Origin of the sequence: Streptomyces sp. DH10, assembly GCF_029813805.1 — a bacterium.
GTDB classification, from domain to species: domain Bacteria; phylum Actinomycetota; class Actinomycetes; order Streptomycetales; family Streptomycetaceae; genus Streptomyces; species Streptomyces coeruleofuscus.
Genome location: NZ_JARVKU010000002.1, coordinates 665,479 through 686,404, shown reverse-complemented (window position 1 = coordinate 686,404; position 20,926 = coordinate 665,479). Strand labels below are relative to the sequence as shown.

Below are 20,926 nucleotides of genomic sequence, written 5' to 3'. Positions count from 1 at the left end.
CCGGGCGCTCGCCTTGCTGCGCCGCCCGCGACTTTGCCCGTGCTTGACGGTGGGCCATTGTTGCAGCCCGCTCGGGCCGCGGTGCTTCAGGTCACCAGCACGGGGGGCATCGAAACGGTCAGGCGACGACCGTGGCCCGGAAGAGCGTGCCGGTTCCGGACACTTCGGTCTTTTCGCCGGCCGGGACGAAGACGGACCGGCCCGGGGTCAGGTCGTGCTCGCCCGCCCGGACGGAACCGGCGGTGCAGAGCAGGATCTGCGGGGTCGCGCGGGTGAGGTCGTGGGCACTGCCCGCCTCGGCAAGGACGTAGCGGGACAGGCGGAACTCGTCGATCGGGGTCTCATAGAGCTCCTCGCCGTCCGGGGAGGCCTCGGGGCGCAGGACGCCGGGGTCGCTGGGCCGGAAGCGGACGATGCGCAGGAGCTCGGGGACGTCGACGTGCTTGGGGGTCAGGCCGCAGCGCAGGACGTTGTCGGAGTTGGCCATGATCTCGACGCCGAGGCCGTTCAGGTAGGCGTGCGGGACGCCGGCGCCGAGGTAGAGGGCCTCGCCGGGCTGGAGCCGGACGTGGTTCAGCAGCATGGCGGCGATGACGCCGGGGTCGCCCGGGTAGTGGTGGGCGATGTCTGCGTAGGGGGCGTAGGCGCCGCCGAGGCGGGTGCAGGCGGTGGCCGCCTCCGCGACCGTCCGGGACATCTCCTCGGGGTCGGCGGTGAGGATCGCCGTGAGGACCTCGCGCAGGGCGGCGTCCTCGGGGTGGGCGTGCAGCAGGTCGACGTACGGCTTGAGGGAGTCGACGCCGAGGTCGTCGAGCAGGCCGGCGGCCGCGAGCGGGTCGCGGAAACCGCACAGGCCGTCGAACTCGGTGAGGGCGCAGATCAGTTCGGGCTTGTGGTTGGCGTCCTTGTAGTTGCGGTGCGGGGCGTCCACGGGAATGCCGCGGCGCTCCTCGTCCCCGTAGCCCTCCCTGGCTTGCTCCAGGTCGGGGTGGACCTGGAGGGAGAGCGGGGCGCCGGCGGCGAGGATCTTGAGGAGGAAGGGCAGGCGGGGGCCGAACTTGGCGACCGCGGCCGGTCCGAGTTCCTTTTCCGGGTCGGCGTCGATGACCTCGACGAGCGTGCCCCGGTCGGTACGTGAGGGCGCGCCCGGGTGGGCGCCCATCCACATCTCCGCCTGCGGTTCGCCGGTCGGTTCGGTGCCGAGCAGGTGCGGGATGGCGGTGGGAGAACCCCAGGCGTAGGGGCGGATGGTGTTGTCGAGGCGGTCCATGGGGATCTCTCTTGCGTGTTCGGGCGTGCTGGCGCGTCAGGATGTCCCTGGCATGATCAGGCCCTCGAAGCGAGCGCCAGGTAAACCGCGGCGAAATCCGTGATGGCGATCAGTTCCGCGAGGGTCTCCAGCTCGCCGCCCTCCTCCGGTTCCAGTTCGCTGATCGGCGTGTCATGGCTGAGGGCCAGGTCGCGGGCGCCGGGGGCGGCGGTGAGGCCGCCGATGGGGCGGTCGCGGAGGAGCACCACGCGCGCGTGCAGGGCGGGTGGTTCCTCGACGCGGTCGCGGAAGAAGTCGTCGGGGTCGGCGCTGGCGGCCAGTGGGCCGGCGAGCAGGGCGCTGTGTGCGGCGAGGGCCTCGGGGAGTTCGGCGACGACCGCGGGGGTGCCGGACAGCTCGGCGAGCGCGGCGGCGAAACGGCGGCCCGCCGGACCGGCCGAGATGCCCTCGGTCCAGACGATGGGGAGCGCGTCGGCGAGTTCGGCGGCGAGGGTCTTGGCGGCGTTGCTGTAGGTGGCGATGGCGGGGCCGCAGCGTTCGGCGATGGCGTCGAGGCGGTCGGCGACCTTGCCGAGGGCGTCCGGCGGGGCGACGAGCACTCCCGTGCGGTCCAGCAGCGCGAGCAGTGGGGTGAGCAGCGCCCACAGGACGCCGGGTGCGGAGGCGGCGAGGGGCTCGTCCTGGTCGTACGGGGCGGTCGCCATGGGGACGAACAGGCCGTGCGAGCCGTTCACCGCGTCGGCGAGCGGGGAGCGGCTCGGGGCCACGGCGACGACGTTGCAGCCGCGGCGGTAGGCCTGTTCGGCGAGGAGGGACAGGCCGGGTTCGCTGCCGTCCGGGGTGGTGATCAGGAGGAGGTCGACGGAGCCGACCCAGCCGGGCAGTTCCCAGCGCAGGGCACCCGCGGCGGGGGCGACGCCGGTGGGTGCCAGCCGCGTGACCGGGCTGCCGGCACCGGCGAGGGTGCCGATGAGGTCGGCGGCGTGGGTGGCGGCGGCGCCCGGGCCGGCGATGAGGACGGCGCGGGGGCGGCCGTCGGGCTTGAGGTCGTTGATGCCGGCCTCGGCGGAGTGGCGGGCGGCCGTGCGGACGCGGGCGCCGGCTTCTGCGGCGCCGCGGAGCAGCCCGCGGTGGTCGGCCTCGGAGAGGCCCTCCGGGGAGTCGAGCAGCGATTCGTCGAGCATGGGCGGCAGCCTCCGATGGCCGGGGTCCATTCCGGGCCCCGCTTTTTGGGGTGTCCTTCGATCGGTGCCCGTTGTGCCGGGGGCTATGTGCACCGGGGGTTCACGCGGGTGTGTCTGCCCGGGCGGGGCCTACGCGGGGCGTCGGGCCTCGTCGACCAGGAGGACGGGGATGCCGTCGCGCACCGGGTAGGCCAGGCCGCAGGTCTGGTCGGTGCAGAGCAGTTCGGTGTCCTGCTCCTGGAGGGGGGCGTGGCAGGCCGGGCAGGCGAGGATGTCGAGAAGGCCGGCTTCGAGTGCCATGCGGGGTCCCTTCGGGGATGGGGCGGGGTGGGGCGTTGGTGTTCGGGGTGGTGCGGATGTGCCTGGTCAGGGTACCGCCGGTGGGGGTGGGGCGGGGGTGGTTGGTGGATGCGGCGGGTGGGTGCTGGGCTCTGTGAAGAGGCTCCGCCCCTTTGGCCCCGCCAGGGGGCGTCGCCCCTGGCCCCCGGGCTTGCGCCCACCCGCCGCCCGAACCGGTCGGACAAGAGGCTGGACTCGCCGGCCCGTCAGCCCCTGATGATCGCCAGTGCCTCGTCCCTCACTCTGGCCATAGTCTCCTGGTCCCTCGCCTCCGCGTTCAGGCGGAGCAGTGGCTCCGTGTTGGAGGGGCGGACGTTGAACCACCAGTCGGTGGCGGAGACGGTCAGGCCGTCCAGTTCGTCGAGGGTGATGCCCTCGCGGCCCTCGTACGCGGCGCGGATCGCGGCGAGGCGGGCCGTCTGGTCGGTGACCGTGGAGTTGATCTCGCCGGAGCCGGCGTAGCGGTCGTACTGGGCGACGAGGGCGGAGAGGGTGCCCGGCTGGCCGCCGAGGGCGGCCAGGACGTGGAGGGCGGCCAGCATGCCCGTGTCGGCGTTCCAGAAGTCGCGGAAGTAGTAGTGGGCGGAGTGTTCGCCGCCGAAGATCGCGCCCGAGCGCGCCATTTCCGCCTTGATGAAGGAGTGGCCCACGCGAGTGCGGACCGGGGTGCCGCCGTTCTCCGCGACGACCTCGGGGACCGACCAGGACGTGATCAGGTTGTGGATGATCGTGCCCTTGCCGCCGTGCCTGGCCAGTTCGCGGGAGGCCACCAGGGCGGTGATGGCCGACGGAGAGACGGGCTCGCCGCGCTCGTCGACGACGAAGCAGCGGTCGGCGTCGCCGTCGAAGGCGAGACCCAGGTCGGCGCCCTCCTGCCGGACCCGCTTCTGGAGGTCGACGAGGTTGGCCGGGTCGAGGGGGTTGGCCTCGTGGTTGGGGAACGTGCCGTCGAGTTCGAAGTACATCGGGACCAGCGTCAGGGGCAGGCTCGCGAAGACCTCGGGGACCGTGTGGCCGCCCATGCCGTTGCCCGCGTCGACGACGACCTTCAGGGGGCGGATGGAGGTCAGGTCGACCAGGGAGCGCAGGTGCGCCGCGTAGTCCGACAACGTGTCGCGGCCGGTGATGGTGCCGGGCGTGGCGGCCGGCTCGGGGGCGCCCGACTCGCTCCAGCGCTCGACGAGTTCGCGGATCTCGGCGAGGCCGGTGTCCTGGCCGACCGGGGCGGCACCCATGCGGCACATCTTGATGCCGTTGTACTGCGCCGGGTTGTGGGAGGCGGTGAACATGGCGCCCGGCAGGTTCAGCGCGCCCGAGGCGTAGTAGAGCTGATCCGTCGAGCACAGGCCGATCTCGGTCACGTCGGCGCCCAGCGCCGCCGCCCCGCGCGCGAAGGCGCGTGACAGGCCCGGCGAGGAGGGCCGCATGTCGTGCCCGGTGGCGATGGCGCTCGCGCCGGTGACCCGCACGAAGGCCGCTCCGAAGAGCTCGGCCAGGGACTCGTCCCACTGGTCGGGGACGACCCCGCGTACGTCGTACGCCTTCACGACCTGCGACAGATCAGCAGCCACGGCCAACCTTCCTGAAAAGTACTGTCGGTCCGCACAAACTACCCCCGGCCGCCGACAGCGCGCTGGGCGGACGCCAAGAGGTACTCCCCGCCGTAGCCTCAGGTCAGGGCAGCATCCAGCCCAGGACGGGCGTGCTCTGGCCGACCACGATCAGGCACATCACCAGCAGCAGGCCCAGGCTCCACGGCAGTACCTTGCGCAGCAAGTCGCCCTCGCGGCCCGCGAGTCCGACGGCCGCGCACGCGATGGTGAGGTTCTGCGGGGAGATCATCTTGCCGAGGACGCCGCCGGAGCTGTTGGCGGCGGCCAGCAGGTCGGGCGACAGCCCCGACTCGCGGGCGGCGGTCACCTGGAGGGCGCCGAAGAGGGCGTTGGCAGAGGTGTCCGATCCCGTCACGGCGACGCCGAACCAGCCGAGGACGGGCGACAGGAAGGCGAGCCCGGCTCCGGCCGCCGCCACGAAGTGGCCGATGGTCGCCGCCTGCCCGGAGAGGTTCATGACGTACGCGAGCGCCAGTACGGACGTCACCGTCAGGATCGCGAAGCGCAGTTCGTGGACGGTCGCGAGCCACTCCTTCACCGCCACGCGCGCGTGCACACCGATGACGACGGCCGTGCAGATGCCGGCGAGCAGCACGAGCGTGCCGCCGGTCGACACGATCGGCCAGGTGAAGACGTTGCCGCCGACCGGTTCGCCGTCGGAGCCGAGCACGTGCAGAAAGGGCCAGTCGTAGGTCTGGGTGGCCTGGTCCAGCCGGTCCTTGACGGCCGGGATCTGGGCGACGGAGAAGATCAGGACGATCAGCGCGTAGGGGGCGTAGGCGCGCAGGACCTCGCGGGGCCGGTCCTCCTCGTCCAGTTCCTCGCTGCGTACGCCGGTCAGCACGGAGGCGCGGACGGACTCGGCGGCGGGCACGCGCGCGTGCGGGACGGCGGCCAGGGCGCCCGCGCCCGCCAGGGCGGCGCCGATGTCGGCGAGTTGGGCGGAGACGTAGTTGGAGGCGGCGAACTGGGCGACGGCGAAGGCGACTCCGCAGGCGAGGGCGGGCATCCAGGTCTCGCACAGACCCCGCCGGCCGTCCACCAGCCAGACCAGCACGAGGGGCACCACGAGGGCCAGCAGGGGCGTCTGACGGCCCACCACGGACGCCACGGACTCCAGCGGCAGGCCGGTGACCTGGGCGAGCGTGACGACCGGGGTGCCCATCGCGCCGAAGGCCACGGGCGCGGTGTTGGCGACCAGGGCGACCACGGCCGCGCGCACCGGTTCGAAGCCGAGGGCGACCAGCATGACCGCGCTGATCGCGACGGGCGCACCGAAGCCGGCGAGCGCCTCCAGCAGCGCCCCGAAGCAGAAGGCGATGACGAGTGCCTGGATGCGGGGGTCGTCGGAGAGCCGCCCGAAGGACCGGCGCAGGATGTCGAAGTGCCCGGTGCGGACGGTCATCCGGTAGACCCACAGGGCGTTGACGACGATCCACAGGATGGGGAAGAGACCGAACACGGCGCCCTGGGCGGCGCTGGAGAGCGTCTGCCCCAGGGGCATGCCGTACGCGAGCCGGGCGACGAGAACGGCGGCGAGGAGGCCGGTCAGGCCCGCCAGGTGCGCCTTCATGCGGACGCCTCCGAGCAGGACCAGGACGATCAGGAGAGGCAGGGCCGCCACGAGGGCGGACAGGCCCAGTGAGCCGGCGACGGGTTCCAGTTCCTGGACGTACACGGGCGCCTCCCCGGTTTCCGTCATGCGAAAGCGATTTCTCGCGACCTCAAAACGGAATGGTCATGTCCGCGCCAAGTCCGCGTCAATGGGTGTGCGCGGGGAGGAACCGGGGATGCGGTCAGTTGTCGGGTGACCGGAGGACGCGCAGGTGCCCTCGCCGGGCGACCTCCATCGGGTCGGCCGCACGCCGGCCGCCACCGGCCCCGGCCGCCCGCTCCTGGGGACGGGCCGCCTCCCGTACGGCGTTCGCAAGCGCTTCCAGGTCGTCGCCGCTGGGACGCGCCGGGGCCGAACCGTCGAGGAGCCGGACGACCTCCCAGCCGCGCGGGGCGGTGAGGCGCTCGGAGTGCTCGGCGCACAGGTCGTAGCAGTGGGGTTCGGCGTAGGTGGCGAGCGGGCCGAGGACCGCGGTCGAGTCGGCGTAGACGTACGTCAGCGTCGCGACGGCGGGACGGCCGCAGGCGGTGCGCGAACAGCGACGTACAGGGCTCACGACGTTGGACGGTACCGCACTCTTGAGCGGGCCGCGACGACTCTCCACCAGGTCACTCCCCCGTGTCGTGCTGTGAAACGTCCCACACCCCCCTTCGTGCACACCTCGCTGACCTGCCCGGACACCCCCGTCCGGGGTGCCGAACAGTCCCTCAAGCGGTCAAGAGTCGTCACAAAGCCCTCAATTGCCGTGAGGTCGCCGGTCTCGGCGGGATACGGATTCGAGCCCAACCTTGGCTGGAATGGTCATGTAACGACATGCCGTACCGGTCGGCCGGAAGCCGTCCGTACCGCCGTGCGGTGCCGGGCGCAGGGGCGCGGCGGGGACTACCCTTCACCAGTGATGGACAAGCCCGTAACGCCCCGAGCCGCCGCCCCCGGGCCCCGCCGCCGTGACCGCCACGGCCGGGGCATGCGCGGCCCGATCGCACCGCCGCAGGTACCGCTCGCCGCCAGCCGCGCGGAAGCGTTCGCGGATCTGGTGCAGGACTCCGTGGAACGCCTGGAGAGGCGGTGGCCGCAGCTCGCCGACATCGATTTCCTGGTGCTGGAGGTGCCGCGGCTCGACGGGCCCGGCCAGGCCTGGAACGACGAGGCGGTTCCGCTGGGCGGCACGATCAGCGCCCGCGAGGGGCGCCCCGCGCGCGTGGTGGTCTACCGGCGGCCGGTCGAGATCCGCACCAAGGGGCGCGACGAGCGGGCCGCGCTGGTGCACGAGATCGTCGTCGAGCAGGTCGCCGAGCTGCTGGGGCTGACGCCGGAGACGGTGGATCCGCGGTACGGCGAGGACCAGGGCTGAGACGGCCGGCTGCGGTCAGGGCTGCTTTCGCAGCACCGACCGCAGTGGTCAGGGTTACCTCCGCAGCACCGACCGCGGCGGTCAGTGCTACTTCCCCAGCACCGGCCGCGGCGGTCAGTGCTACTTCTGGAGGACGGACAAGTCCTCGTCCGCCTCCGGTACCGCGACCGTCCCCCGGTCGTCGGGGAGCGTCTGCACGGTGAAGCCGGGCACGTCGCCCTCCGTCGCCGTCAGGGTGCGGGCGCCGTAGACCGGGCCGCCGGACTTCGCCTCGACCGTGAGCGCGTACCTGCCCTTCAGGCCGCCGGGGACCGGGGGCTCGATGTCCTGCGTCGTGCCTGCCTTGATCGTGTACGTCTTCGACACCGGCGTGCCGCCCTCGCTTCCCGCCGAGGCGGTGACCTCGACCGTGGCGGTGCGGTCGGGTGCGGTCAGGGAGAGTGTGCTGCCCTTGGCGCCGTTGTCCGCGGACGTCGCGCGCGTGCCGACGGGGCGGGTGGCCGGGATGAACGCCGTCTCCTGCTTGTCGCCCTTGCCGCGTACGACCCGCAGGGCCGCCACGACCGGCACGGACCGGTCCGTCGGCGTCAGCACCAGGGAGCCCGCCTCGCCGCGGGTCACGTCGCCCAGGTCGACGGCGGTGGTCATGCCGCCCTTGACGTGCACCGTCTCGTGTCCGGCCGGGGTGATCGGCCCGGAGGGGGAGGCGAGGCGCAGCTTGAGGTCCGCGTCGGCGTCGCCGGGGGTGAAGGCGACCAGGCGCACGGAGGTGGCGTCCTTGGGGATGCCGGGCAGGACCAGGCTGCCCGACGGGTCCGTGGACGCGGCCAGCCAGTCGCCGCCGAGCTTGTCGTCCAGGGCCTGCACGGCGGCGCCGACCCGCCCGCTGCGGACGTTGACGTGCACGGTGAGGTTGGTCTGCTCCTCGTCGGTGAGGGTGGACAGCAGGACCTGTTCGCTGGAGTGCGGCTGGATCGTGATGCCCTCCCCCACCGGGGACTGGAGGGCGCCGTCCTTGCCGTAAAGCTCGATGTCGACGACGGCGGCCGAGTCGTCGGGGTTCGTCAGATGGACGTAGTCGGTGCGGTCGGCCGCGGTGCTGGCGCCGGGGAACCAGAAACTCGTGTCCGCAGCCGTGCAGTTGACGCCCTGGAGGCCGCGCCCGGTCCCCGCGGCGACCTCCGTCGTCTCCTGGACGGTCCAGCCGGGCGCGAACCTGCCGTCCGCGGTCCCGACGAGCGCGGGTGATTCCGCGCCCGAGCTGTCACCGGTGACCGGCTTGCCGGGCTCCTTGGAGGTCGGCATGGGCTTCCCGGCCTTCCGCTCGCCGGACTTCCCGTCGTCCTTGCCCTTGCCGCCGCCCGCGCCCGAGCCGTCCGGCGCCTCCTGGGCGGCCGCCCGGAGTTCGGCCTTGCCGCTGCTCCCGGTGCCCTTCGTGACGGGGGTGAAGGAGGTGTAGGACGTCTCCGCGATGTCGGACATGCTGGGCGCGGGGCACAGCAGGCTCGTGCGCTCGACGGGCAGTTGGGCGGCCGCCTTGGCGGTGGATTCCGTGCCCGGGGTGTCCGGGGCGGACAGCGCGGCGAATCCGGTGACGGCGGCGAGCGCGGTCGCGCCGGCGATCAGGGACAGGGTCGTGCGGTTCACTGCTGGCTCCCGTCGGGACGCTCACTGCCCGTGCCGTGGGGGTGGTGCTGCTGTGCCGGGTCGTACGGCGTGCCGTAGCCCTGGGGGTAGGCCTGGTCGTAGCCCTGCTGGTCGTAGCCCTGCTGGTCGTACGACGGGTTCTGGGGCTGGCCGCCGTACGCGTACGGGTCGTACTGCCCGCCCTGGTACGGATCCGCCGGGTACTGCTGTCCGTAGGCGTCCGCCGGGTACTGGGCGCCCTGGTACTGGTCGCCGTGGTTCGCGTACCCGCCGCTCTGGTGGCCGGCGTGGTCCCGCCCCCAGGCTCGGGCATCCTCTCCCGGGGGGACCCCCGTCCCGTGGTTCTGCTGGGGCACGGGTACCGGCGGCTGCTCGGGCTGCGGGGGCGGGAACTCCTCGGGCTGCGCCGCCCCTTCGGCCTCCGCCTCGGCCTGGGCGCGCAGGCGGCGGGCCCGGCGGCCCTCGCCCGCGACCGGCTGGGCCGGGACGGCTGGCTCCTCGGGCAGGTCGTCGTCGATGTCGCGGCGCCGGCCGGGCAGGGCGAGCACGACGAGTACGACGGCGAGGAGGCCCTGCGCCCACAGCCACGCGGTGTGGCCGACCGGGTCGTCGTAGGTGACGTCCAGCCTGCCGCCGGTGGCGGGGAGCTTGAAGCCCTGGGCCCAGCCGTCGACCGTGGTGCGGGTGAGCGGCTTGCCGTCGAGTGTGGCGGTCCAGCCGTCGGCGGCGGTGTCGGCCAGGCGCAGCACGCGTCCGTCGGCGCCGGCCGGAATCCGGGTGTGGATCTCGACGGGCCCGGCGGCGACGGTCTGCGGGGTGCCGGAGCCGGAGGCGGGGACGATGGTGGCGCGCGCGACGTCCTGGTCGATCTGCCACAGCGCCCCGCCGTCCTGCTGACTGAGCCGGGTCAGGCCGGGCGTGGCGTCCAGGACGCGGGTGACGTCGCGGGGAGCGCCCTGGTGCACGAGGACGTAGCGCACGGCGAAGCCGCCGAGCTGGTCGGCCTGGTCGGCGCCGGAGCCGGCGACGAGGTTGGCGACGACCTTGTCGAGCCTGCCGTTCTCGCCGTCGGCCGCGGCGATCTCGCCGTCGCCGAGGCGGGCGCCGGAACCGCGGACCAGCATGTATCCGACGTGGGAGGGGGAGTCGCTGTCCAGGACGAGGGTGCGGGCCTGGTCGCTGCTGCCGCTCTCCTCGGCCACGAACGCGGGGACCTGGGTCGGGTCGCGCCGCTCCAGGGGGCCGTCGGCGCCGCGGATCATCCAGCCCGCGGCGACGAGTAGCGGGCCCGCGGCCGAGGCGAAGGCGATCAGCACGGCGACCGGCTGGCGCCAGCCGAAGCTCTGCTCGGCCACACGCGCGCGTGCCCCGTCGGCGCCGAGCGCGGCGGCCGCCAGCAGGGCGATGCCGTAGACGAGCGTCGCGGGGCCGGACCAGGTGGAGCTGTTGGACAGGACCGCGAAGACGAAGCCGGTCAGGGCGGCCGTCCAGGCCGTCCAGATGCCCAGCCGTCGTTCCGAGCGGAGCAGGGCGGCGAGTGCGGCCAGCACGATGCCGATCAGCATGAGGCCGCTGACGGTGCCCGGGCCGCCCGGGCTGGCGCCGAGCAGGTCGAGGGCGGATGCGGCCGAGGGGCGGTACTCCAGACCGGCTTCCCGGAAGAAGCCGAACGGGAGCAGCGACAGTGACCAGGGCGCGAGGACCAGCAGGGGCGTGCCGAGCTGGGCGAGGAACCGCAGCCCGTACGCCGTGATCTCGGCCCGCCGCAGGACCAGCAGCCCGGCGCCGAGGAGCAGCGCGATGGGCCACACGATCGGGGTGAACGCGGTGGTGATGGTCAGCAGCAGCGCGTACGCCCACGTGGCACGCCAACTGCCGCGCGCTCCCGTCGGGTTCGCCAGGCCGCTGGCGGCGATGCCCGCGCGGGCGATGAGCGGCAGCAGCACGGCCAGGACGGCGGTTCCGATCCGGCCGCCGGCGAGGGCGCCGGTGGCGGCGGGCAGAAAGGCGTAGACGACGGCCGCCCACGCGCGCAGCAACCGGGACTCGACCAGCGGACGGGAGGCGAAGTAGGCGCTGAGACCGGCCAGCGGCACCGAGCAGACGAGCAGCAGCGTGACGGCGAGGCCGGTCGAGCCGAACAGCAGGGACGCCAGCATGGCCACGAGCGCCAGGTACGGCGGCGCGGAGGAGGTGCCGCCGGCGGCGACCGGGTGCCAGGCGTCCAGGTAGCGCGCCCACAGTTCGGAGGAGTCGGACGGGGCGGGCAGCAGGGCGCCGCCGGAGAGGGCGCCGCCGCCGAGGAGTTCACGGCAGGCGGCCAGGGAGACGAGCAGCAGCACCAGGAAGAGCACCGGGCCGGGCTTGCGCGCGATGCGCTTGAGCCGGGCGAACTGCTCGATCTCCAGGAAGTCGGCGTCGTCGCCGCCGGGGCCGGACTCGACGGCACCGCCGTGCCGTCCGGCGCCGGAGGCGACCTCCGCGTCGGAGCGGCCGACGACGTTGCCCGCGACCTGCTCGACGGTCATGCGGACGGTCGCGCCGGGCGGCGGGAACAGCGGCCGCAGCTCGTCCTTGTCGATCCGGGGTGTGCCTCTGCCGCGGCGCCCGGCGAGGATCCGCTCGGGCCTGAGCAGCGTGCCCATGAGGCCGCGGATCTCGTCGACGGCCTGTCCGGGGACCTTGCCGACGAGGTAGGCGACGGTCCGCAGCAGTGTGCCGAGCACGATCCGCAGCAGCACCCAGGGCAGCACGGCCGTACGCGCGTTGACGAGCAGGGTGTAGACGGCGCCGGCCTTGTCGACCTTGTGCGGGGATGCGGCCGTGCGGCCCACGCAGTCGACCGCGCGGCGCTCGCGGGAGGCCGCCTCGGCGTGCCGGACGACCGCCTCGGGGGCGACCAGGACGCGGTAGCCCGCCGCGTGCGCGCGCCAGCACAGGTCGACGTCGTCGCGCATGAGGGGCAGGTGCCGGTCGAAGCCGCCGAGCTGTTCGAAGACGTCGCGGCGGATCAGCATGCCGGCAGTGGACACCGACAGCACCGGCCGGACGTGGTCGTGCTGGCCCTGGTCCTGCTCGCGGCGGTCCAGGCCGGTCCAGCGGCGGCCGGAGTTGGCGATGCTGACGCCAACCTCGAGCAGCTGCCGCCGGTCGTACCAGCCGCGGAGCTTGGGGCCCACCACGGCCACGTCCTCGCGGCCGAGCTCGTACTCGTTGTCCACGACCCGCAGCAGCTGGGCCAGGGCGTCGGGCTCCGGGGCGCAGTCGTCGTGCAGCAGCCACAGCCACTGCACCGGCTCTCCGTGCGGGAGCTCGGGCATGTCGTACGCGTCGTCGCGCCAGGAGCGGGTGACCGGGTCCCAGCCGCTGGGCCGCTTCAGGTACGGGAGGTGCTCGGGGGTGAGGACCGGGGCGGTGCGGCCGCACTCCTCGACGGCCTGGCCGAAGCCGGTGCGGCGGGCGAGGTGCAGCACGCGGTCGGCGCCGAGGGCGTCGGCGACCAGCTGGGCGGAGGCGTCCGCGCTGCCGGTGTCGGCACCCATCGCGTACTGGACGGGTCGCTCCTGGCCGAGCAGCCCGGCGAGCGCGTCGGGCAGCCAGCGGGCGCCGTCGTGGGAGACGAGGACCGCGGTCACCACATGACGCGGGAACTCAGGTGCGGCAGCGCTGTCGTGATGAGCTGCCGGATGGCTGTGCACGGACATCGAGGTACGGGCCCCGGTTCGGTGGACTGCGGTGGACGCCTGCGGCCGGTGGGGGCAGCGGGGCGTCTCGGACGAGCGACCACACTATCGGCTGCGCAACAAGGGGGCCCGCCGCCTGTGGATAACCCACCTGCGACGGGCCGTTCGAACCGTGCGTGCGTACGTATGTGCGCTGTCGGTGTATCGCGCCGTCCGGGATCAGACCGCCGCCTTCTTCAGCCGGCGGCGCTCCCGCTCGGACAGGCCGCCCCAGATACCGAATCGCTCGTCGTTGGCGAGGGCGTACTCGAGGCACTCGGAGCGGACCTCACAGGCGAGGCAGACCTTCTTGGCCTCCCGGGTCGAGCCGCCCTTCTCGGGGAAGAAGGACTCGGGGTCGGTCTGGGCGCACAGTGCGCGCTCCTGCCAGCCGAGTTCCTCGTCCGCGTCGTCGACCAGCAGTTGCTGCACCGTCTCGGTCATGTGCGCCCCTCGTCTGTCTTTCGCGTCCCCGTGATCTAGCCGTTACCGATTCCGGCTGAACGACACGAGTGAAATTACAAGTGTGCTGCTCCGGGCGAGTCAAGCCGAGATCTGCTATTGAGCCCCTTATTCACTCTGCGGAACCAAGCCCAAGCGGAAAGTGTTCAAATCACCATAAAACCTGACACACCGACGGAGCCCGCAGAGGCTCACGTCGTCCGCCGGACCCCTCGCAGACCTGTACGGAGAAGGACGCTCAGAGGTTCGATCTCGTTCCGACACGCACCTCGAAGCGCAACGGATCACAGTCGGATCACGACTACGCAACGGGGTTTGCGCGCCCGGTTGGACGCCATGTGTCCCGGGCGGGCCATGAACAAACCTTTCATCTGAGTGAACGACCGGATGAGGTGAACCACATCCCACAGAGTGGGTGCCGAGTTGACAGTCAGGGTGTGAACCGGTGTCCTAGTGGGCATGCTCGCGAACTTGGCACTCACCTCGACCCGCACCGCCGGGTCCCTCGGTGCTGCCCACGCTCGCTGTAGCTGTTGCTGTTCCAGCTGTTGAGCTCCACCTGCTCCAGCTGAAGGCCGAGCCACCCGTCTCTCGGCCTCTGTTCCCTCTGACCTTCTTTCACTGAGGAACCACCACCACCCATGAACAGCGACAGCGACCTCCAGATCGCCGGCGACATCCTCGAAGTCCCGCATCTGCTCCAGACCCCGCGCGAGCACCCGGCCACCGTCGCCGAATTCGTCGGACTCGCCCGCTCCATCGCCGCCGACCGCTCCCAGTGGGAGCACCTCGTCCGGTACGACGCGACCAGCCGCTGGTACCACCGGCTGCGCACGGGCCCGGGCTACGAGGTGTGGCTGCTGTCCTGGGTGCCCGGGCAGGGCAGCGGGCCGCACGACCACGGCCGCTCCTCCGGTGTGCTGACCGTGCTGGACGGCACGCTGACCGAGCGCACGGAGCGGGGCACACGCGCCTTGCGGGCAGGCGCGCAGCGCGTTTTCGCGCCGGGGTACGTGCACGAAGTCATGAACGACGCCCTGGAGCCGGCGGTCAGCCTGCACGTCTACTACCCGGGCCTGACGGAGATGCCGATGCACACGGCCCAGCACTGCGAGGCCCGGAGCGTGCCGGGGGCCGTGACCGCCTGACCGATGGCGTGCCGTGCCCGATCGGTTGGCGTGCCCGATCGGTTGGCGTGGCCGCTTGCCCGGTCGCCGTGGTCGCTGACCGGTTGCGGTGGTCGCTGACCGGTTGTCGGAGGCGCCTGCAAGACTGGCTTCCATGCGCATTGTGGTTCTGGCAGGCGGCATCGGTGGTGCCCGGTTCCTGCGTGGTCTGAAGCGGGCCGTGCCGGACGCGGACATCACGGTCATCGGCAACACCGGGGACGACATCCACCTCTTCGGGCTGAAGGTCTGCCCGGACCTCGACACGGTGATGTACACGCTCGGCGGCGGCATCAACGAAAAGCAGGGCTGGGGGCGCGCCGACGAGACCTTCCATCTGAAGGAGGAGCTCGCGGCGTACGGCGTCGGGCCCGAGTGGTTCGGCCTCGGCGACCGGGACTTCGCCACGCACATCGTGCGGACGCAGATGATCGGCGCCGGATACCCGCTGAGCGCGGTGACCCAGGCGCTGTGCGACCGCTGGGAGCCGGGCGTGCGGCTGATCCCGATGTCCGACGACCGCGTCGAGACGCACGTGGCCGTCGAGATCGACGGCGAGCGCAAGGCGGTCCACTTCCAGGAGTACTGGGTGCGGCTGCGCGCCTCGGTGCCCGCGGAGGCGATCGTGCCGGTGGGCGCCGACCAGGCGAAGCCAGCGCCGGGGGTGCTGGAGGCGATCGCCGAGGCGGACGTGATCCTCTTCCCGCCGTCCAACCCGGTCGTGTCGATCGGCACGATCCTCGCCGTTCCCGGCATCCGGGAGGCCATCGCCGACGCCGGCGTACCGGTGGTCGGTCTGTCCCCCATCGTCGGTGACGCGCCCGTGCGGGGCATGGCCGACAAGGTGCTCGCCGCCGTGGGCGTCGAGTCGACCGCGCCGGCGGTGGCCGAGCACTACGGCTCGGGCCTCCTGGACGGCTGGCTCGTCGACACGGTGGACGCCGGTGCGGTGGAGCGGGTCGAGGCGGCCGGGATCCGCTGCCGGGCCGTGCCGCTGATGATGACCGACGCCGACGCGACCGCGCGGATGGCGCGGGAGGCCCTGGCACTGGCGGAGGAGGTGCGGGGAGCTTGAGCGGCGAGGTCCCGGAGAGCCGGCAGGGCACCGACGGGTACCGGGTCTGGGCCCTGGGCGGGATGCCCGAGGTCGCGGCCGGGGACGACCTGGCCAAGCTGATCGCGGCCACCGAGCCCGGTCTGGCCGACGGGGACGTACTGCTGGTCACGTCGAAGATCGTGTCCAAGGCGGAGGGCCGGGCCGTCCGGGCGGCCGACCGGGAAGCGGCCATCGACGCCGAGACGGTACGCGTGGTCGCCCGGCGCGGCAGCCTCCGGATCGTCGAGAACCGGCAGGGCCTCATCATGGCCGCGGCCGGGGTCGATGCGTCCAACACCCCCTCCGGGACGGTGCTGTTGCTGCCCGAGGACCCGGACGCCTCCGCACGCGCGATCCGCGACGGACTGCGGGACGTCCTCGGCGTCGACGTCGGTGTCGTCGTCACCGACACGTTCGGGCGGCCCTGGCGGGCGGGGCTCACGGACGTCGCGATCGGCGCCGCCGGAGTGCGCGTACTGGACGACCTGCGCGGCGGCACGGACGCGCACGGCAACCCGCTCAGCGCCACCGTCGTCGCCACGGCCGACGAACTCGCCGCGGCCGGCGACCTCGTCAAGGGCAAGGCGGCCGGGCTCCCCGTCGCCGTGGTGCGCGGCCTGCCGCACCTGCTGGGGCAGGACGACGGCGAGGGAGCGCGGGCCATGGTGCGCGGCGCGCGCGACGACATGTTCCGGCTCGGTACGTCGGAGGCGGTACGGCTGGCGGTGACCCAGCGGCGTACGGTCCGGGCCTTCACGGACGAGCCCGTCGACCCCGGAGCGGTACGGCGGGCGGTGGCCGCGGCGGTGACGGCGCCGGCGCCGCACCACACCACCCCCTGGCGATTCGTGCTGCTGGAGTCCGAGGAGTCGCGGACGCGGCTGCTCGACGCCATGCGCGATGCCTGGATCGCCGATCTGCGGAGGGACGGCAAGACGGAGGAGTCCATCGCCAAGCGGGTGCGGCGGGGGGACGTGCTGCGGAACGCGCCGTACCTCGTCGTCCCCTGTCTGGTCATGGACGGCTCGCACACCTACGGCGACGCGCGGCGCGACGGGGCCGAGCGGGAGATGTTCGTGGTCGCCACCGGCGCCGGCGTGCAGAACTTCCTGGTCGCGCTGGCCGGGGAGCGGCTGGGGTCGGCGTGGGTGTCCTCGACGATGTTCTGCCGGGACGTGGTGCGCGAGGTGCTGGAGCTGCCGGCGGACTGGGATCCGATGGGCGCGGTGGCGGTCGGGCATCCGGCGGAGGAACCGCGGGCGCGGCCGGAGCGGGACGCGGGGGCCTTCATCGAGGTGCGGTGACCGGTCGTGCGGTGACCGGTCGTGCGGTGACCGGTCGTGCGGTGACCGGTCGTGCGGTGACCGGTGGTGCGGTGACCGGTGGCGGCCGGCGCTTACGCTCTTAGCGCTGCCCCTCTTCTCTCGCCTCTCGTATCTCCCCTCTCGTAGCTCCCCTCTCGTAGCTCCCCTCTCGAATATCGCCCTCTCGTATCCCAGGGACGTCGCTCATGGCAGGACGGTTCGCTCCGCGGCCCACGCGCACGACCGTGCGCGGCGGGCACGTCGGCGTCGCCGGGGGTGTGCCGCGGCAGGCCGCTGGGCCGGGGCGGTTGCGCGACTGGGTGCCGGACGGGCCGCTGGATCTGGGTCTGGTGCTCGGGCCGCTGCGCCGCGGGCCGGGTGATCCGACGTTCCGGGCGATGCCGGACGGGTCGGTGTGGCGGGCCTGTCGTACGCCCGCCGGGCCCGGGACGCTGCGGGTCTGCGCGTACGGCGGTGGGGTGCGCGGCCAGGCCTGGGGGCCCGGGGCGGAGTGGCTGCTGGACCGGTTGCCTGAGCTGCTCGGGGCCGCCGATGATCCGTCCGCGTTCGTGCCCCGGCACCGGCTGGTGGCGCTGGCCCGGCACCGGCGGCCGGGGTTGCGGCTGACGCGGAGCGGGCTGGTGCTGGAGTCGCTGATTCCGTCGATTCTGGAGCAGAAGGTCACGACCGATGAGGCGTATCGGGCATGGCGGTTGCTGGTGCGGAAGTTCGGCGAGCCGGCGCCGGGGCCCGCGCCCGGGCGGATGTATGTGATGCCGGAGCCTCGGGCATGGGCGCTGATTCCGTCGTGGGAGTGGCATCGGGCCGGGGTCGACAACAAGCGGGCGTCGACGATTCTGCGTGCGGTGCGGGTGGCCGGGCGGTTGGAGGAGGCGACCGGGATGGAGCCGGGGGCGGCTCGGGCGCGGCTTGAGGTGGTGCCCGGTGTTGGGCCGTGGACCTCGGCGGAGACGGTGCAGCGCAGTCACGGGGCGCCGGATGAGGTGACCGTGGGGGATCTGCATCTGCCCGGGATCGTGGGGTGGGCGTTGGCCGGGGACCGGGATGCGGATGACTCCGTGATGCTGGAGTTGCTGGAGCCGTATGCGGGGCAGCGGCATCGGGCGGCTCGGTTGATTCTGCTGAGTGGGAGGGTGCCGGGGCGTCGGGCGCCGAAGATGCCGCGGTGGGATATCGGGGCGTTGTGAGCTGCCCCGGGTTTCCGGTACCGCCGCGTTGGTGCTGAGGCCGGGTGGGTCCGCGGCCCGGCGGAGCGGGGTGCCGCTGCGCCCACCGTGCCGCACCGGCGGCACGACTGCCCGCAGCGGCAGCCTGGGCGCTACTGGTCCGAGGAGAAGCGGACCGCTCCCGCTGGGATCCGGGCGTCGCACCAGATGCGGGCGCCGTCGCGGAGTTCGTTGTCGGGGCCGATGACCGCGCCGTCGCCGATGACCGCGCCGGTGAGGACGGAGCGTTCGCCGACGCGGGCCCGGGTGCCTATGAGGGAGTCGGTGATGACCGCGCCGGGTTCGATCACGGCGCCCGGGAGGATCGTGCTGCCGAAGACGCGCGCGCCCTCCGCCACGAAAGCGCCCTCGCCGACCACCGTGCCGCCGGACAGCTTCGCGTCGGCCGCGACCGTCGCCGTCGGCAGGACCAGGCGGTCACCGCAGCGGCCGGGGACCGCCGGGGACGGGGCCCGGCCCAGGACCAGGTCCGCCGAGCCCCGGACGAACGCCGCCGGTGTGCCGAGGTCCAGCCAGTACGTCGAGTCGACCATGCCCTGGAGATGCGCCCCGGCGGTCAGCAGGTCCGGAAACGTCTCACGCTCCACCGACACCGGCCGGCCCGGCGGGATCGTGTCGATGACCGAGCGCCGGAAGACGTACGCCCCCGCGTTGATCTGGTCGGTGACGATCTCCTCGGGCGTCTGCGGCTTCTCCAGGAACGCCAGGACCCTGCCCGTGTCGTCCGTGGGGACGAGGCCGTAGGCGCGCGGGTCCGTGACCTTGGTGAGGTGCAGGGAGACGTCCGCGCCGCTGGTCTCGTGCGTGTCGACCAGGGCCCGGATGTCGAGGCCCGTCAGGATGTCGCCGTTGAAGATGAGGACCGGGTCGTCGGGGCCCGAGTGCAGCCGGGAGGCGACGTTGCGGATGGCGCCGCCCGTGCCCAGGGGCTCCTCCTCCGTCACGTATTCGAGGTGCAGTCCCAGCGCGGAACCGTCACCGAAGTACGGCTCGAAGACCTCGGCCAGATAGGACGTGGCCAGGACGATGTGCTCGACACCCGCCGCTCTCGCTCTCGCCAGTTGGTGCGTGAGGAAGGGCACCCCGGCCGCCGGGACCATGGGCTTGGGCGTGTGCACCGTGAGCGGGCGCAGCCGGGTGCCCTTGCCGCCGACCAGGAGGATCGCTTCTGTCACGTGTCGTCTCTGCTTCCTGCCGGGACCGGCCGAACTGTCTTTCGGCCGGTCAGTGTATGCAGACCGTTCCGTGGCGCCTTCGCTGGCCGTGCGGCAGTCCGCCCGCTGCCCCCCGACGGCGGTGAACGTGTTGCTCAGCGGCCCTGGTACCGGGCCGCCTTGGAGCGGGCCGAGCCGAGCTTGCTGTAGAGCTTCCGGCCCGGGCACTCCGTCTTGAAGCCGTCCCGGTGGCCGGAGATCACGTTCAGTCGTACCTTCTTGCCTTTTCGGTAGAGGTTGCTGCCTCCCGACTTCAGGTATGTCTTACCCCGCGGATTCACCCCGTACAGGCCCAGCTTCCACGCGGTGAGCCGGGCGACGGCCCTGACCGCGGCGGACGACGGCTTCTTGGCGCCGTACGACCCGAGGACGGCGATCCCCATGCTGTTGCTGTTGAAACCAAGGGTGTGGGCGCCGAGGACCGGCCTGGCCACGCCCCCGGCGCGGCCCTCGTAGATCTTTCCGCACTTGTCGATGACGAAGTTGTAGCCGATGTCCCGCCAGCCCATGCTCCTGACGTGGTAGCGGTAGATACTGCGGATGAGTGACGGGACCTGCGAGCAGCGGTAGTTGTTGCCGGAGGCCGTGTGGTGCACGAAGGCCGCCTTGACCTTCTTCGTGTACCTGAAGCCCCGCTCCCGCAGTCCTTCGTCCGCGCCCCAGCCGCGCCGCGTGACGATGCGCGGGCGCGGTCCGACGTACGGCCTCGCCTGCCGCTCCACCGGCTCGCCGGCGTTGAGGGCGAAGAACTCCCGCTCGGTCTCCGCGCGGTTCAGTGCCGTGATCTCGGCTGCGCCGAGGGGGGCCAGGTCGGCGTTGACGGCGGAGACCTCGGCAGCGGCCGAGGCCTCGCCGGCGAGGACAGCGGAGCGGGGGCCTCCCGCGGAGGCGCCGGGCGGCGAGGCGTCGTCGCCCGGGTCGACGAGTTCGAGACGGAGGCCGGAGGGGAGCGGGGGCGCGGCGGGCAGGTTGCGGGCGCCCGTGCCCTGCTGCGCCGAGTCGGCTTCCGCGCTCTCGGGTTCGGAGCGGACCCGGAGTTCCACGCCGTCGGAGTCCCCCACCCACAGCGGTGCCGTGGCGCCGCGGACGCGGCCCGAGGTGCTCTCGGGGCTGCCCCGGTCGGCCGCGTGGTCGGCGTTGTGCGTCTCGACGTCCTGCCAGCCCGACCAGGCGCCGGTGCCGGCGGCCCGGGTGCGGACCTGGACGCGGCCGTGCAGTTCCGCTTCGGGGTCGTCCCAGACGATGCCGACGAGGGAGAAGTGACGTACGGCACGGCGGGTCAGGCCCTGTTCGGGGACGCCGGGGCCGGTGGGGGTGGCGCGGTTGCGGGTGAGGGCTTCCAGAGGGAGGGACTGGGTGCTGCCCGGGGCGTACGGCTCGGCCGCGCGCCGGTCGGCCATGGTCGCGTCCGGTGTCCCCGCGTGGGGCGCGGGTCTCGCGGTCGTGGCCGCTTCCGAGGTCGGTACCGGTCTCGCCGTCGCCGCGACGGCGGGCGGAGTGAGGGGAAGGGCCAGAGCGGCCGCACAGGTGACACCGATCGAAGAAGCAAGAAATCCACGCATGCCACCGATCTTTGGCATAGGCGTATAAGTCTGTCCATTTGGGAGTTGACGGACCGTCGGCCGGGGTTCGGCCGAACCGGTGGCGGATTCACGGCGGGCGGTGGCCGGGCCGTTGGGCGCAGGCTTGGCCG

At 72.9% G+C, this 20,926-nt stretch carries 16 protein-coding genes; 5 read left to right on the top strand and 11 right to left on the bottom strand.

Features of this window, described 5'->3' with window-relative positions:
• Positions 1-118 precede the first annotated feature (118 nt).
• From manA to QC385_RS06745, 6 genes are all read right to left on the bottom strand, one after another.
• Positions 119-1,270 carry a mannose-6-phosphate isomerase, class I gene (gene manA / locus QC385_RS06770; RefSeq protein ID WP_279540338.1) on the bottom strand — a complete coding sequence of 384 codons (1,152 nt, stop codon included), beginning with the start codon at positions 1,268-1,270 and terminating at the stop codon, positions 119-121.
• Between the two features lie 56 nt (positions 1,271-1,326).
• Positions 1,327-2,454: an SIS domain-containing protein gene (locus QC385_RS06765; protein WP_279540337.1), complete on the bottom strand. Its 1,128-nt coding sequence runs from the start codon at positions 2,452-2,454 to the stop codon at positions 1,327-1,329.
• 129 nt (positions 2,455-2,583) lie between these two features.
• Positions 2,584-2,754 carry a Trm112 family protein gene (locus tag QC385_RS06760; protein WP_279540336.1) on the bottom strand — a complete coding sequence of 57 codons (171 nt, stop codon included), beginning with the start codon at positions 2,752-2,754 and terminating at the stop codon, positions 2,584-2,586.
• 245 nt (positions 2,755-2,999) lie between these two features.
• Positions 3,000-4,364 carry a phosphomannomutase/phosphoglucomutase gene (locus QC385_RS06755; protein WP_279540335.1) on the bottom strand — a complete coding sequence of 455 codons (1,365 nt, stop codon included), beginning with the start codon at positions 4,362-4,364 and terminating at the stop codon, positions 3,000-3,002.
• Between the two features lie 103 nt (positions 4,365-4,467).
• On the bottom strand, positions 4,468-6,084 hold the full coding sequence (locus tag QC385_RS06750) for an L-lactate permease (protein WP_279540368.1): 1,617 nt from the start codon (positions 6,082-6,084) through the stop codon (positions 4,468-4,470).
• A 118-nt stretch (positions 6,085-6,202) separates the two neighbouring features.
• Positions 6,203-6,625, bottom strand: a complete 423-nt coding sequence (locus QC385_RS06745; protein ID WP_279540334.1) for a DUF3499 domain-containing protein — start codon at positions 6,623-6,625, stop codon at positions 6,203-6,205.
• Positions 6,626-6,919: 294 nt separating this feature from the next.
• Here QC385_RS06745 and QC385_RS06740 point away from each other — a divergent pair, with 294 nt between their 5' ends.
• Positions 6,920-7,375, top strand: a complete 456-nt coding sequence (locus QC385_RS06740) for a metallopeptidase family protein (protein WP_082320043.1) — start codon at positions 6,920-6,922, stop codon at positions 7,373-7,375.
• A 120-nt stretch (positions 7,376-7,495) separates the two neighbouring features.
• Here the strand turns inward: QC385_RS06740 and QC385_RS06735 are convergent, their stop codons facing one another.
• The 3 genes from QC385_RS06735 to QC385_RS06725 form a co-directional block, all read right to left on the bottom strand.
• Positions 7,496-9,022, bottom strand: a complete 1,527-nt coding sequence (locus QC385_RS06735) for a DUF5719 family protein (RefSeq protein ID WP_279540333.1) — start codon at positions 9,020-9,022, stop codon at positions 7,496-7,498.
• Complete coding sequence (locus QC385_RS06730; RefSeq protein WP_279540332.1) at positions 9,019-12,726, bottom strand: glycosyltransferase family 2 protein; 3,708 nt, start codon at positions 12,724-12,726, stop codon at positions 9,019-9,021. The genes QC385_RS06735 and QC385_RS06730 overlap by 4 nt, the downstream gene beginning before the upstream one ends.
• Positions 12,727-12,924: 198 nt before the next feature.
• The gene (locus QC385_RS06725; RefSeq protein ID WP_010034659.1) at positions 12,925-13,188 is read right to left on the bottom strand and encodes a WhiB family transcriptional regulator; all 264 of its coding nucleotides are present in this window, start codon (positions 13,186-13,188) and stop codon (positions 12,925-12,927) included.
• Between the two features lie 659 nt (positions 13,189-13,847).
• On the opposite strand from QC385_RS06725, the gene QC385_RS06720 reads away from it, so the two are divergent.
• The 4 genes from QC385_RS06720 to QC385_RS06705 all read left to right on the top strand — a co-directional run bounded on the left by QC385_RS06720 (position 13,848) and on the right by QC385_RS06705 (position 17,980).
• Positions 13,848-14,354 carry a cysteine dioxygenase gene (locus QC385_RS06720; protein ID WP_279540331.1) on the top strand — a complete coding sequence of 169 codons (507 nt, stop codon included), beginning with the start codon at positions 13,848-13,850 and terminating at the stop codon, positions 14,352-14,354.
• Between the two features lie 133 nt (positions 14,355-14,487).
• Positions 14,488-15,447: a 2-phospho-L-lactate transferase gene (cofD, locus tag QC385_RS06715; protein ID WP_279540330.1), complete on the top strand. Its 960-nt coding sequence runs from the start codon at positions 14,488-14,490 to the stop codon at positions 15,445-15,447.
• A 62-nt stretch (positions 15,448-15,509) separates the two neighbouring features.
• Positions 15,510-16,772 carry a coenzyme F420-0:L-glutamate ligase gene (locus tag QC385_RS06710; protein ID WP_443032848.1) on the top strand — a complete coding sequence of 421 codons (1,263 nt, stop codon included), beginning with the start codon at positions 15,510-15,512 and terminating at the stop codon, positions 16,770-16,772.
• A 206-nt stretch (positions 16,773-16,978) separates the two neighbouring features.
• Positions 16,979-17,980 carry a DNA-3-methyladenine glycosylase family protein gene (locus QC385_RS06705; RefSeq protein ID WP_279540328.1) on the top strand — a complete coding sequence of 334 codons (1,002 nt, stop codon included), beginning with the start codon at positions 16,979-16,981 and terminating at the stop codon, positions 17,978-17,980.
• A gap of 131 nt (positions 17,981-18,111) precedes the next feature.
• On the opposite strand, the gene QC385_RS06700 is transcribed toward QC385_RS06705, so the two are convergent.
• Both QC385_RS06700 and QC385_RS06695 read right to left on the bottom strand, forming a co-directional pair.
• A complete protein-coding gene (locus QC385_RS06700; RefSeq protein WP_279540327.1) occupies positions 18,112-19,194 on the bottom strand; it encodes an NDP-sugar synthase in 1,083 nt (360 codons plus the stop codon).
• Positions 19,195-19,328: 134 nt separating this feature from the next.
• On the bottom strand, positions 19,329-20,795 hold the full coding sequence (locus QC385_RS06695; RefSeq protein ID WP_279540326.1) for a peptidoglycan recognition protein family protein: 1,467 nt from the start codon (positions 20,793-20,795) through the stop codon (positions 19,329-19,331).
• Between the last annotated feature and the right edge of the window lie 131 nt (positions 20,796-20,926).

Excerpts from the sequence above, each read along its gene's own strand:
- QC385_RS06725 (WP_010034659.1), bottom strand. The coding sequence starts at position 13,188 with ATGACCGAGACGGTGCAGCAACTGCTGGTCGACGACGCGGACGAGGAA.
- cofD (WP_279540330.1), top strand. The coding sequence starts at position 14,488 with ATGCGCATTGTGGTTCTGGCAGGCGGCATCGGTGGTGCCCGGTTCCTG.
- QC385_RS06730 (WP_279540332.1), bottom strand. The coding sequence starts at position 12,726 with ATGTCCGTGCACAGCCATCCGGCAGCTCATCACGACAGCGCTGCCGCA.
- QC385_RS06740 (WP_082320043.1), top strand. The coding sequence starts at position 6,920 with ATGGACAAGCCCGTAACGCCCCGAGCCGCCGCCCCCGGGCCCCGCCGC.
- QC385_RS06710 (WP_443032848.1), top strand. The coding sequence starts at position 15,510 with ATGCCCGAGGTCGCGGCCGGGGACGACCTGGCCAAGCTGATCGCGGCC.
- QC385_RS06765 (WP_279540337.1), bottom strand. The coding sequence starts at position 2,454 with ATGCTCGACGAATCGCTGCTCGACTCCCCGGAGGGCCTCTCCGAGGCC.
- manA (WP_279540338.1), bottom strand. The coding sequence starts at position 1,270 with ATGGACCGCCTCGACAACACCATCCGCCCCTACGCCTGGGGTTCTCCC.
- QC385_RS06705 (WP_279540328.1), top strand. The coding sequence starts at position 16,979 with ATGGCAGGACGGTTCGCTCCGCGGCCCACGCGCACGACCGTGCGCGGC.
- QC385_RS06760 (WP_279540336.1), bottom strand. The coding sequence starts at position 2,754 with ATGGCACTCGAAGCCGGCCTTCTCGACATCCTCGCCTGCCCGGCCTGC.
- QC385_RS06695 (WP_279540326.1), bottom strand. The coding sequence starts at position 20,795 with ATGCGTGGATTTCTTGCTTCTTCGATCGGTGTCACCTGTGCGGCCGCT.
- QC385_RS06720 (WP_279540331.1), top strand. The coding sequence starts at position 13,848 with ATGAACAGCGACAGCGACCTCCAGATCGCCGGCGACATCCTCGAAGTC.